At 73.3% G+C, this 13,034-nt stretch carries 8 protein-coding genes; 6 read left to right on the top strand and 2 right to left on the bottom strand.

Features of this window, described 5'->3' with window-relative positions; genetic code table 11:
* The first annotated feature begins 4 nt into the window (after positions 1 to 4).
* Genes C4T78_RS12015 through C4T78_RS12040 form a run of 6 tightly spaced genes read left to right on the top strand, consistent with a single transcriptional unit; the run spans position 5 to position 10,670 of the window.
* Positions 5 to 343, top strand: coding sequence for a hypothetical protein (locus tag C4T78_RS12015; RefSeq protein ID WP_218161710.1), 339 nt, complete (start codon positions 5 to 7; stop codon positions 341 to 343).
* On the top strand, positions 340 to 711 hold the full coding sequence (locus tag C4T78_RS12020; protein ID WP_093357229.1) for a GPW/gp25 family protein: 372 nt from the start codon (positions 340 to 342) through the stop codon (positions 709 to 711). The genes C4T78_RS12015 and C4T78_RS12020 overlap by 4 nt, the downstream gene beginning before the upstream one ends.
* Complete coding sequence (locus C4T78_RS12025; protein WP_218161711.1) at positions 708 to 3,773, top strand: putative baseplate assembly protein; 3,066 nt, start codon at positions 708 to 710, stop codon at positions 3,771 to 3,773. Before C4T78_RS12020 ends, C4T78_RS12025 begins: the two co-directional genes overlap by 4 nt.
* Positions 3,770 to 7,213 (top strand): putative baseplate assembly protein, encoded by a 3,444-nt coding sequence (locus C4T78_RS12030; RefSeq protein WP_093357231.1) that lies wholly within the window; start codon positions 3,770 to 3,772, stop codon positions 7,211 to 7,213. The genes C4T78_RS12025 and C4T78_RS12030 overlap by 4 nt, the downstream gene beginning before the upstream one ends.
* Positions 7,210 to 9,312, top strand: a complete 2,103-nt coding sequence (locus C4T78_RS12035) for a hypothetical protein (protein WP_093357233.1) — start codon at positions 7,210 to 7,212, stop codon at positions 9,310 to 9,312. The genes C4T78_RS12030 and C4T78_RS12035 overlap by 4 nt, the downstream gene beginning before the upstream one ends.
* An 11-nt stretch (positions 9,313 to 9,323) precedes the next feature.
* Positions 9,324 to 10,670, top strand: coding sequence for a DUF6519 domain-containing protein (locus C4T78_RS12040; protein ID WP_093357235.1), 1,347 nt, complete (start codon positions 9,324 to 9,326; stop codon positions 10,668 to 10,670).
* On the opposite strand, the gene C4T78_RS12045 is transcribed toward C4T78_RS12040, so the two are convergent.
* Positions 10,671 to 12,002 (bottom strand): YcaO-like family protein, encoded by a 1,332-nt coding sequence (locus C4T78_RS12045; protein WP_093357236.1) that lies wholly within the window; start codon positions 12,000 to 12,002, stop codon positions 10,671 to 10,673. It lies immediately after the preceding gene.
* Positions 11,989 to 13,020, bottom strand: coding sequence for a TOMM precursor leader peptide-binding protein (locus tag C4T78_RS12050; RefSeq protein ID WP_093357238.1), 1,032 nt, complete (start codon positions 13,018 to 13,020; stop codon positions 11,989 to 11,991). The genes C4T78_RS12045 and C4T78_RS12050 overlap by 14 nt, the downstream gene beginning before the upstream one ends.
* Positions 13,021 to 13,034 lie beyond the last annotated feature (14 nt).

Genomic DNA, 13,034 nt, shown 5'->3' on the forward strand with positions numbered 1-13,034 from the left:
AGCCTTGACCGGACGCGGGAACTTCATCCACGCCTCCACCGCGCTGCACTGCCCGCACGGCGGGCCGGTCGTCGCCGCATCCGCTGCTGCGGCGGTGCGCGTCGACGGGCAGCCGGTGCGCACCGCCGGGGACGTGTTCGCGGTGCGCGGGTGCCCGCACGTCGCGCGCGGGCGGCCGGATCCGTGCCTGACGGTGCGGTGGAGCCCGCCGCGGGACGCGGTGCTGATCGACGGCGTGCCGGTACTGCTGGACTCCACCGACGGGCAGTGCTTCGGGGCCGATCTGCTGCCGCGCGGCCGGCCGGTGGCGCGCACCGGCGGTCAGGAGGTGAGTTCCCTGTGAAGCGCACCGACATCGCCTTCCCCTACCGCATCGATCAGCGCGGGCGGACCGCTCGGGCCGGGCACGACGCGCACGTGCGGGATCTCCTGGAGCAGCTGCTGTTCACCAGTCCCGGCGAGCGGGTGATGCGCCCGGACTTCGGTTGCGGGCTGCTGGACGTGGTTTTCGCGCCGAACAGCCCGGAACTGACCGCGACGCTGGAGCTCTCGGTGCACGCCGCGGTGCAGCGGTGGCTCGGCGAGCTCGTCGAGGTCGAAGCGCTGGACATCGTGGCCGACGAGGACACCGTGCGGGTGCGGATGCAGTACCGGGTGCGGGCCACCGGCAGCCGCCGGGCCGAGGAGTTCGAGGGGCGTGGTGCGGCGTGAGCACCGATGCGGAACTGCGCTGCGGAGCCGAGGGCAGGCGCGAGAAGGTGCGGGAGCACCGGTTCGGCGGGGTCGACGCAGTGGAGGCCGCCGACGACGGCCGCACGCTGGTGGTCACCTTCATCGGCAGGGCGCCGCACGGGGTGGGCCCGGAGAACGTGCGCATCGACGGCGGCAGGCGGATCACCGGCATCGGTGTGCTGCGGGTCGAGGTGCAGCGGGAGGAGGATCCCGAGCTCGACGACCTGATGCGCGTCACCCTGGACCGCACCGGCGACACCGCGCGCTACCGCCTGTCCATCGTCGCCGCCGACCCGCACGGGCGGCCGGGCACCGAGCCCTACCCCGGTTTCGACCAGCGGTACTTCAGCGCCGAGTTCACCTTCCGGCCCGGCGGGCCGACGCCGTTCGACTGCGCCGAGGAGCCCGGCTGCCCGCCGGAGGCCCGGCCCGCGCCGCTGATCGACTACACCGCGCGGGACTACTCCACCCTGCGGCAGGTGTTGCTGGACCGGCTCGCGCTGACCACCCCGGCCTGGACCGAGCGGCTGGCCCCCGATCTCGGCATGACGCTGGTCGAGCTGTTCGCGCACGCCGGTGACCAGCTCAGCTACCAGCAGGACGCGGTGGCCACCGAGGCCTACCTGGACACCGCGCGCCGCCGGGTGTCGGTGCGCAGGCACGTGCGGCTGATCGACTACGCCATGCACGACGGGTGCAACGCGCGGGCCTTCGTGGTCATAGGCACCGCCGAGGACCTGCTGCTGGAGCCGGGCACCTTCCGCTTCGCCGCCATCGACGCGCGGCCGCGCGGTCCGCACGACCCGCCGGAGCCGGGCCCGGTCATCGACGAGCGCGAGCTGGGCCTGCTCGACGAGCAGGACACGGTGGAGATCTTCGAACCGCTCTCCGGTGATCCGCTGCGGCTGCGCCGCGCGCACAACGAGATCCGGTTCTGGACCTGGGGCGATGAGCTCTGCCGGTTGCCGCGCGGGGCGACCGCGGCGACGTTGCGCGACGAGTGGGCCGGTGCGGGCCGTGCGCTGGACCTGCGGCCCGGTGACCTGCTGGTGCTGGAGGAGGTTCGGGGCGCGCGCAGCGGCACGCCCGGTGACGCCGATCCGGCGCACCGCCAGGCCGTGCGGCTGACGTCGGTGACACCGGGCGTCGACGAGCTGCTGGACCAGCCGGTGCTGGAGGTGACCTGGGCGTCCGAGGACGCGCTGACCTTCAGCCTGTGCCTGTCCACCGCGGGTGGTTTCGACTGCTCCCCGGTGCCGGACGTGAGCGTGGCGCGCGGCAACGTGGTGCTGGTCGATCACGGCCGCACCCAGCGCGATCCGGAGATCGCCACCGCGCCGCCGGAACCCGCGGTGCTGCCCAGCTGCGCGCCGGGCTTCGGCTGCCACGACCGCACCGACGGCAACGAGCCGGCCGAGCTCATCGGGGCGCTCATCGACAAGACCAGGCGCCGGTCGCTGGCGGTCAAGGACGTGCGGGAGCTGCACGCGGTGCTGGGCATCGCGGCGACCGAGCGGGCCGGGATCGGGTTGGAGAACGCCGGGCGGCGGCGCCAGCAGGTCGTGCCCGCGACCACGCACGCGCAAGTCGACGCCTTGCGACGGCTGCTGGCCCAGTCGGTGTACCCGGGCATCGAACCGCGGTTCCGCCCCGTTCTTCAGCGCTCGCCCGTCGCGCAGGCGGTGCCGTTCCCGGTCGCCGGGCACATCGCAGCCGGGCAGGCCGCACGGCTGGCCGCCATTCCCGGGCGGGTGCAGCAGCGGCTGGTCGAGTTGTGGCGGAGTGCGCGCGAAGACGGCCTCGACGAGGACGAGATCGACGAGCTGACAACGCTTTTCGGCTCCCGGTTCGCCGAGCGACTGCGCGTGCGGCCGGTGCCGGTGCTGCGGGAACTGCTGCACCTCAGCGATGAGCTGCTGGCAGCGAAGCGACGTCGTCTGGACGTGCTGATCGCGCGAGCGCGGGCGGGCACGGTGCTCGGGCCCGACATCGCCTGGGAGATCGCCTGCGGATGGGGCCTGCCCTACGCCGAAGGCCTGGAACCGGCCGAACCGGTGCTGCACGGCCCGGCGACGGCCGTGGTGCAGGACCCGCGCGACGCCATGCCCGCCGTGCGCGTCTTCGACGGTGACGAGGTGTGGACGCCGCGCCGGGATCTGCTCCGCAGCGGGCCGCGCGACCGGCACTTCGTCGGCGAGCTCGACGACGACGGACGGCTGGTTCTGCGCTTCGGCGACGGCCGCTACGGCGCTGCACCGAAACCCGGTGCCCGGCTGGAGATCGGCTACCGCATCGGCGGTGGCGAGGCGGGCAACGTCGGCGCGGAGGCGATCAACCGGCTCGTGATCCGGTCCGGGCCGCTGCCCGCGGTGCAGGTGCGCAACCCGCTGCCCGCCGTCGGCGGTACTGAGCCCGAGCCGGTCGAGCAGGTCCGCCAGCTCGCACCGCTGGACCTGCGGCGCACCCGGCTGCGCGCGGTGACGGCCGAGGACTACGCGGCGGTGGCCGGGGAACTTCGCGGCGTGCAGCGGGCCGCGGCGGAGCTGCGCTGGACCGGCAGCCGGCAGCAGGTGCACGTCGCGATCGACGCCGCGGGCAGCGGAGAGCCCTCCCGCGAGCTCCTGGCCGAGGTCGGCGACCACCTGCGCCGCTACCGGCGCATCGGCCACGAACTGATCGTGCGGCCCGCGCAGCGGGTGCCGCTGGACCTCGCGCTGCGGGTGTGCGCGGAGCACGGGCACCAGCGCGGGCAGATCATCGCCGAGCTGCGGCGGATCTTCGGCCGGCGCGGTTTCTTCCACCCGGATGCGCTGAGCTTCGGCGAACCGGTGCGGGTGAGCAGGCTGGTCGCGGCGGCCACCGCCGTGCCCGGGGTGACCGATGCGCGCGTCACCCGGCTGCAGCGGCTGTTCCACGGCGACGCCGGGGAGCTGGCCGAGGGCCTGCTGCGGGTGCACGGCCTGGAGATCGCCTGCTGCGACAACGACCCCGAGCACCCGGAAAACGGCATCCTCGCACTGGACTTCGGAGGTGAACGGTGACCTGCTCCTGCGGTTGCGGCGGTCACGACGAGCGCCACGCCCCGTCCCCGCCGCACAACCCACCGGGCCGCGCGGCCCTGGACTACCGCGTCGGCGAGCACGGCACGTTCCTGGCCGCGATGCTCGACCGGCTGGCGTCACCGGCGAATCCGGCGCTTCGCGGGCTGACCGTGCGCACCACCGACGACCCGACCATCGGGCTGCTGGACGCGGTGGCCGTGCTCGGGGATCTGCTGACCTTCCACTCCGAGCGGATCGCCGACGAGGGCTACCTCGGAACCGCCGACGACGAGCGCTCCCTGGCGCTGCTGGGCAGGCTGGTCGGGCACGTGCCGCGGCCGGGCGTCGCCGCCGACACCTACCTGGCCTACACCGTCGAGCGCGATCCGCGCGGCGAGGACACGCCGGTGCTGATCCCGCGCGGGGCCCGCAGCAACAGCGTGCCCAGCGCGACCGAGCACGACGCGCAGACCTTCGAGACCAGCGAGGACCTCACCGCGCACTGGGCGTGGAACCGGCTGCGGGTGCGGCGGCGCAGGCCCGCGCTGCTGACCCCGGAGGATCTGAAGCAGCGCTCGGAGCTGTTCGTGGCCGGTACCACGACATCGTTGCGCACCGGGCAGAAGCTGCTGTTCGACTTCGGCCGCACGCGGATGCTGCTGCCGGTCGGCGACGTGCGCGTCGACCGGGAGGTGGACGTCACGGCGATCACGCTGCCGCAGTCCCCGAAGCCCACGCTGGCCGAGTTGCAGGCCGAGATCCTCCAGTGGATCACCCCGGCCACGGGAGAGCCCAGCCCGGAGCACCCGAATCCGCGCCCGGTGAGCAGGCTGATCGACGACTTCGACCTCCAGGTGCTGGCGCCGCTGCGCGCCGAGCTGCCGGGCATCACCTCTCCGGCGCAGTTCGCGCAGCGGCTCGCCGGGCCGCTGGAGCGGTTGGCCGAGGCGGAGGTGCTGGCCGATCCTCATCCGCAGGTCGCCGAGTGGTTCGGCCGGTTGCACGCGGTGCTCGCCGAGTTGCGCGACCGCGCCGCCGATCTCGCACCGGTGGCGGTGCTGCAAACCCGCTCGTCCCGCAGGCCGCCCGCGTCCCCGCAGGCTCCGCCGGAGCTGCTGGGCGAGCTGCTGGCCATGCGGGTCACCGCGACGCCGTTCGGCGCGACCGCGCCGCTGCAGCCGATGCAGGACGACAACGGCCGGGTGGTGCGGCAGAGCGACTGGCCGCTGCCCGGCGGGACGCTCACCAGCGTGCGCATCGCCATGGACGCGGCCGGCCGGGAGCTGGTGCGCGCCGAGTTCCAGCGCACCGAGTCCGGTGGCGGGTGGCAGCACGTCGAGCAGCTGCCCGCCGAGGAGGTCTCCTTCGACCTCGGGCCTGGTCGCGTCGAGCTGTCCAGCCGCAGGGAGACCACGCTCGGCAGGCTGGGCGTGCGCAACGGCCAGCCCCGGCCGGGCGTGGAGGTTCGGCTGCTGCCCGGGCTGCCCGCGTGCCGGCTGTTCATCTCCCGCCCGGACGACGAGCGGTCGGTGCACGTCGGCATCCACAACGGAGCGCTGCTGGAGCTGGACCTGGCGCCGCGGGAGGAAGCTGTCTCGCCGTTCGGGCCCTACCAGGTGACCGTGCGCTACACCGCCGGGAGCGAACCGGCCGGTGTCGAGATCGCGCTGTCCACCAGCCCGGACACCGACGGCCGAAACGTGCTGCCGCTGGACGGCGTGCACGAGGAGATCACCGCGGGCAGCAGGATCGTGATCGAGCGCCCGGCCAAGGGCAAGCCCGGCGGAGTGCCCGGCGATCCCGCGCTGGCGTTCGTGGTCACGCACGTCATCGCGGTGCGCAGCACGTCCTGCGCGCAGTACGGCATCACCGGACGCGGCACGGTGCTGACGCTGGCCGATCCCTGGCTGGACGAGCACGACACGCAGCTCTCGCACATCCGCGACACCACGGTGCACGCTGCCGGCGAGCGGCTGCGTCCGGCCGACGAACCGATCGACGAGGACGTGCACGGCAACGCGATCGAACTCGCCGACCTCCACGGCGCGTTGCGGCCCGGGCGGCGGTTGATCGTTTCCGGCCCGCGCGCCGATCTGCCCGGGCACGCCACCGAGGTCGTGGTCATCGCCGAGGTCGAGGAGGTCCTGGACCCGCGGCTGCCGGGCGATCACCCGCACACCGCGCTGACGCTCACCGCCGACCTGCAGCACCGCTACCGCCGGGATTCCGTCGTGATCCACGGCAACGTCGTGCCCGCCACGCACGGCGAGAGCCGCGATGAGGCCATCGGCAGCGGTGATGCCGCGAAGACCCACCAGACCTTCGCGCTGTGGCAGTCGCCGCTGACCTGGTTGCCCGCCGACAACCCGCTCGGCGCCACGCCCACCCTCGAAGTGCGGGTCGACGGGCTGCTCTGGCACGAGGTGGACAGCCTCGCCGGGCGCGGCCCGGACGAGCGCGTGTACGTCACCGGCAGCGCCGCCGACGGGCGCACCACGGTGACCTTCGGCGACGGCGTGCACGGCACGCGGCTGCCCACCGGGCACGAGAACGTGCGGGCGCGCTACCGGTTCGGCACCGGCAAGGCCGCCAACGTCGGCGCGGATCGCATCACCCAGGCGGTCACCCGGCCGCTGGGCGTCACCGGCGTGACCAATCCGCTGCCCGCCACCGGTGGGGCGGACGGGGACGGGCCCGCGCAGACCCGCCGCACCGTCCCGCTGGCGGTCTCGGCGCTGGACCGGCTGGTGTCGGTGCGCGACTACGAGGACTTCTCCCGCTCCCGCGCCGGAGTGGGCCGGGCCTCGGCACGGCCGGTGTTCGACGGCAGGCGCGAGATCCTGCACGTGACCGTCGCGGGCGTGGACGACATCCCGATCGACCCCGGGTCGGACCTGCTGAGCTCGCTGCGGGCTTCGCTGCTGGCGTACGGAGATCCGCGGCTGGCGGTGCGGGTCGAGCCGCGGGAGCTGGTGCGGCTGGTGGTCGCGGCGAAGGTGGAGCTGCTGCCCGACCACTCGTGGGAGTGGGTGCACCCGCGGCTGCGCCACGCCTTGCTGACCGAACTCGGTTATCCCGGAAGGGAACTCGGCCGGCCCGCGCACCTGTCCGAGGTGCTGGCCACCGCCCAGTCGGTACCCGGAGTGTCCTATGTGGACGTCGACGTGTTCGGCACGGCCCCCGACGGCGTGGCCGCCACGGTGCCCGCCCGGCTCGCCGAGCACACCGAGGAGCGCTACCGCCTCAACGAGCCCGAGACGCTGACCAGCATCGCCGCCCGGCACGGGATCACCACCGCCGATCTGCTGCGGCTCAACCCCGACATCACCGACACCCGGCCGCTGCCGTCCGGGCGGACGGTGTTCGTGCACCGCGGAGTCCGGCCCGCGCAGCTGGCGCTGCTGCAGGCCGACGCGCTGACCCTCACGGAGGTGCGATGAGCAGGGATCCGGACGCGCTCGCGCGGCTGCTGCCGGAATGGCACCGGATGCGCGACGCCGAGCAGGGCGGTCCGCTGCGCGAGCTCCTCGGCATCGTCGGCGAGCAGCTGGACCTGGTGCGCGAGGCGATCGAGCAGCAGTACGACGACTGGTTCGTCGAGACCGCCGCCGAGTGGGTGCTGCCCTACCTCGGCGAACTGGTCGGCTACGAGCGGCTGCCCGGCTACGAGCGGGTGTCGACCGCAGGCCTGCGCGACGGCGCTGATCCGGCGCGGGCGCGGCAGCGGCTGGCCGAGGCGCTGGCACCGCGCCGGGACATGGCCGCCACCGTCGGAAACCGGCGGCGCAAGGGCACTCTCGCACTGCTGGAGGAGCTGGCGGCCGACACCGCGGGCTGGCCCGCGCGAGCCGTCGAGCTCTCCCGGCTGGTCGCGCACTCGCAGCCGATCCGGCTGCTGGGCCCGCACGTCCGGCCGCACGGCGGGCTGGCGGACATGCGCGACGGCACCGCCCTGGACCTCGCGACCGGGCCGTTCAGCGACACCGCGCGAACGGCGGACGTCCGGCGCGCCGACTCCCGCCGCCGCCCCGGCGGCCTCACCCCGGCCGGTGTGGGCGTGTTCGCGTGGCGGCTCAAGCCGTACTCGGTGACCAACGCGCCCGCGTACTGCATCGACCGCACCCACGGCCACTACACGTTCTCCGTGCTGGGCAACGACACCCCGCTGGTGACCAAGCCGGTGCCGGAACCCTCGACCAGCCACCTCGCCACCATCGACAACGTGCCCGCACCGCTGCGGCGCAAGCAGGTGGCCGACCGGCTGGCCGACTACTACGGGCCGGGCAAGAGCTTCTGCCTGCACCTCGACGGCCCGGACCGGCCGGTACCTCCGTCGCGGATCGCGATCGCCGACCTCTCCGACTGGCGCTACCGGCCGCGCTACGGGCAGGTCGCGGTGGACCCGGTGCTGGGCCGCATCGCCTTCAGCACCCGCCAGGCACCGCACCTCGGCGTGTCGGTGACCTACCACCACGCCTTCTCCACCGAGCTCGGCGGCGGCGAGTACCCGCGCGAGCCCGAAACCCCGCCCGCGGCGAAGGTCTACCGGGTCGGCCCCGACGAGTCGATCATGGACGCCTACCGGGCATGGCGCGAGGAACCGCGCCGCCCCGAAGCCGTCATCGAGATCGCGCACAACGGCACCCACTTGGAACAGCTGGACTTCGAGCTGACCGCGGGCGACCGGCTGCAGATCCGCGGCGCCGAGGGCTGCCGACCGGTGCTGCGGCTGCCCGACACCCACAGCAACCGCCCGGACGCCCTGACCATCCGGGTACCGGCGGAAGCCGCCGGTGACCGGCCGCGGGTCGTCATGGACGGGCTGCTCATCACCGGACGCGGCATCCGGGTCACCGGACCGCTGGAGGCACTGGTGCTGCGGCACTGCACGCTGGTGCCCGGCTGGTCGCTGCGGGAGGACTGCGAACCGCAGTGGCCCGCCGAGCCGAGCCTGCTGCTGGAACGCACCACCGCCTGCGTGCAGATCGACCGCTGCGTCCTGGGCGGCATCTCGGTGATCGGCGACGAGGTCAGCACAGATCCGCTGCCGATCCACATCCGCGACAGCATCGTCGACGCCACCGACCGCGAACTGCCCGCCCTGTCGGCGCCCGACTGCCGGCACGCGCACGCAACGCTGCACGCGCACCGCAGCACGTTCTTCGGCGAAGTGCACACCCACGCGGTGCGCATCGCCGAGAACTGCATCGTCACCGGCAGCTTCCGGGTGGCGCGGCGCGGGATCGGCTGCCTGCGCCACACCTACGTCCCACCCGGCTCGCGCACTCCTCGCCGCTACCGCTGCCCGGCGGACCTGGCGCCGGTGCGGCCGGCGTTCGCCTCGCGCCGCTACGGCACGCCGGACTACGCGCGGCTGACCGACGACTGCCCGCCCGAGATCCGGCGCGGCGCCGAGGACGGCTCCGAGCTCGGCGTGTTCCACGACCTCTACGAACCGCAGCGGGAGGACAACCTGCGAGCGCGCCTCGCGGAGTACAGCCCCGCCCGCTGCGACGTCGGCCTGATCTTCACCTCCTGAAAGGACGTGCCATGCACGCAGACTTGTCCCGGATCACCTTCCACCCGGAGCGCGGTTACTCGGCGGTGATCGCCCAGCAGGGCCGGGTCCAGGTCGACGCCGACATCAACGAGCAGGTCCTCAACCAGCTCTACCAGCACCGGACCGCGCTCGTCGACCTGATCGGCCAGCACGGCGGCCCGGCCGCCTCCGCCGGGTTCAAGATCGAGCGCCTGGCCGGCAGACACGGCCTGGACGACCTGTCCATCGGGCCGGGCCGCTACTACGTCGGCGGCGTCCTCTGCGACGCACACCGCCCCGAGCCGGGGATTCCCGTTCCCGACGAGGGCGAGCCCGCGCCACCGGACCCGCCGGGGCCCTGGACGTACTGGGACCAGCCCGACGCGTTCCGCGACCCGGAGCTCCCCGGTGACCGGCTGCCCGCCGAAGCGCCGTACCTGGTGTACCTGAAGGTGTGGGAGCGGCTGGTCACCGCCGCCGAGGACCCGGAGCTGCGGGAAGTCGCGCTGGGTGCGGACACCTCGGCGCGGATCAAGGTGGTCTGGCAGGTGCTCGCGCTGCCGAGCTCGGAGCTCCAAGTGCGCAACGCCGACGCTCCGATCGGCGCGGTGGAGCAGTCCTTCGACGAGTGGGTGCGCGGACGCACCGAGAACCCGGCCCGCCTCGCCGTCCGCGCGCAGCGCCCCGATGGCGCCGACGAACCGTGCGTGCTGCGGCCCGATGCGCGCTACCGCGGGCTCGAGAACCAGCTCTACCGCGTGGAGATCCACGACGGCGGCCCCGCGGCGGAGGCGACTTTCAAGTGGTCGCGGGAGAACGGCTCCGTCGTGTTCCCCGTCGACGACGTCGACGGCACCTGGGTGGACCTGGCCTCGCTCGGCGGTGACACCAAGCTCGACCTCGACGTCGGCGACTTCGTCGAATTCCTCGACACCGCCCTCATCAGCCGCCGGGAACCGCGGCCGATGCTGCGCGTCGAGGAGCTCGACCTGCCGGAGCGGCGGGTGCGGCTGTCCGCGGAACCGGCCGTCCCGCACCGCCCGGAACTGCACCCGTTCCTGCGCCGCTGGGACCACCGCGGCTCCCGGGGTGGAGCCGTTCCGGTCGAGGAGGGCCGCTGGATCCCGGTCGAGGACGGCGTGGAGATCTTCTTCCACCGCGCCGAATCCGAGTACCGCAGCGGTGACCACTGGATCGTGCCCGCCCGCACCGCCACCGGCGACGTGGAGTGGCCCACCGACCCGGCCGGTCGCCCGCTGCTGCGGCCGCCGCTCGGCGTCGTGGAGCACTGCGCGCCGCTGGCCTGGGTGACCGGTGAGCAGGTCGTCGACATGCGGCTCACCTTCGGCATGACCTGATCACGGGTAGGGATGCGGTCGTTGGTTGCTGAACCCGCCGTAGGCCTCGAAGCGGGGATGCCGCAGCGGCGGCGCGCCGGGCAGTGAGAGCAGCAGCACGTCCGGTGACCACACCCGCGTGGCGTGGAAACCGAGCTGGTGGACGTCGGGAGTCGTGATGTCCGCGTGCAGCAGGCGCTTCCCGGAATCGCGGAACGCGGCGACCAGGCGCCGCGCCGCGCTGCTCGGGTCGGTGGTGGTGTCGGCGGGCAGGTCGGAGGCCTGCGAGCTGGTGCAGCTCGCGAAGCGCTCCTCGACCACCCGGGCGTTGACCGGATCCGAGTAGTGCGCGACGTTGCCGTCGAGGTCGAAGAAACCGTCGCCCGGTTCGGCGCGGCCGTCCTGCCACGTGCCCAGGGCGACCATCGCCGATGCTTCGACGAGCGCCTTGTACATCGCTGCGGTCAGCTTGCCGTCCGTGCCGAGCCCCAGCACGATCGCCGGGCCGTGCCCCTGGCGCCCGCGAACGAGGCAGACGACCGTGAAGCCGGGCAGGTCGGGACTGGGCAGGAGGTGGAACTCCGGGTCGGGGAAGCGCGGACTCCAGTGCTCCTCCACGAGGTGGCGCAGGGCTCGCGTCCGCCGGTCCCAGCCGATCCGGACGGAGGGCACCGCGGTGTGCCAGTGCCCCATCACGGTGTCCAGCTGGACGAGCTCCTGCAGCGCGTTGAGCAGCGCTTTGACCGGATCGGTGTGGACCGCCGTGCCGGTCGTCACCGCGCTCTGGACGTACGGCTCCTGGTCGCGGATCTGGTAGCCGACCAGCAGCAGTTGTGCGGGCACCAGCACGTCCTCGCCGCCGACCAACGACGTCATCCGCATCCAGCTCATCGGCGCGTTCGGGTCGAACCGCTCGAAGGGGAAGTCCGGCTCGGCGAACTGGAGCTCGGCGAAGACGTCCAGCGCTGTCGTGTCGGCGACCGGTTCACCGCTGCCCACCAGATCGCTGCGGGCGGCGAAGACGAAGTTCTCGCGGTGGTGCGCGGGGAACGCGAAGTGCGCGTAGCGCTCGACCGACTCGGCGATGGTGCGGATCCGGGTGTCGTCGACGTCGGGACCGCAGGCGCCGACGTGCAACGAGCCCGACCTGACCGGCGGTGCGCCGACGAGCTGGTGGAGGCCGTGGGGCTCGGTCGCGGTGAGCGCGAAGCGCAGTCCGTACCGCCGGCGGAAGGTGGTGCCGAGGTTGGGCACCAGTCCGCACACCGGGCTCACCGCGCGTCGGGCGAGATCGTCGGCCTGGGCTCCTCTCGGCAGGGTGCGGTGCGCGAGCGCCACATCAGTCCTGCTCATCGAGCCACGCCTTCACGTCGAAGTACAGCGACGTCTCCTCCTGCTGCGGGACGGGCGCGCAAACCCGGCAGCCGGGCAGCGCGAGCACCTCGTTGACCGCGATCTCCCACGTCGGCAGGTGCAGGCCGAGCGATTTGCCCGCGGTGAATCCGGAGCCGGTGCGGGCGAAGTTGATGACTTCCAGGGCCAGGTAGGACGTGAGCAGCCCGGTCACCGCGGGCAGCATCGGTGGTCGGCCTCCGTTGGCCGCGGCGCGTGCCAGGGCGCGCTTGTAGCGGAGGTAGCCCTCGGCATTGGTCAGTCCCATCAGGACTCGGGTTTCGAAGCAGGCGTAGCAGGCGGTGGCTCCCGGCAGGAAGGTCGGCCCCACGTGCAGGAACGGCCCGTCGATCACCCCGAGGATCCACGGGATCCGCAGGTGCAGGGCGATTCGGTTCAGCAGGTCCAGGCGCACCGGGTCGATGCGGGTGTCGGCCCAGACCAGCAGCGATCCCCGCCAGTGCTCGACCGGCTCCAGCCGCTCGCGCAGGCTCAGCGGGTGGTCGGCCCAGCTGGTGTCGGGGTCGTCGAGCAGCTGCTGCCCGGCTGCGGTGTCCGGCACGACGAGTGCTGGATCGCTGCTGGTCAGCATCCCGTTCAGCTGCTCGACGAGGTCACCGCTGCCCAGCAGCCGCACCGGCGGCGGCTCGGGTGGAGCGGCCGGGCGCAGCACGTGGGCGTAGTCGTCGAGGTAGTGGTCCAGCGCGGACCGCGGGGTGTCCTCGATGGCGTCCAGATCTCGCAGGTAGGCCACCAGCCGGTCGACCTCCGCGCGACTCGTCCCCGCGCTGTCGGCGAGGTCGTCCAGCGCCGTCCCGTCCAGGCCGTTGATCAGGCTGAACAGCCGTCCCGACGCGGACTGGTCGCGGATGGTGTGCGAGAGCGAGTTCCACACGCCCGACCGAAGTTCCACCTCGTCGGGGCTGTGCGGAACAACGGAGAAGGATCGCTTGAGGCGGGGAGCACCGGTGAGGTGCATGTGCCGTACTCCAA

This window comes from Saccharopolyspora kobensis (assembly GCF_900108315.1).
In the GTDB taxonomy this organism is placed as follows: Bacteria; Actinomycetota; Actinomycetes; order Mycobacteriales; family Pseudonocardiaceae; genus Saccharopolyspora; species Saccharopolyspora kobensis.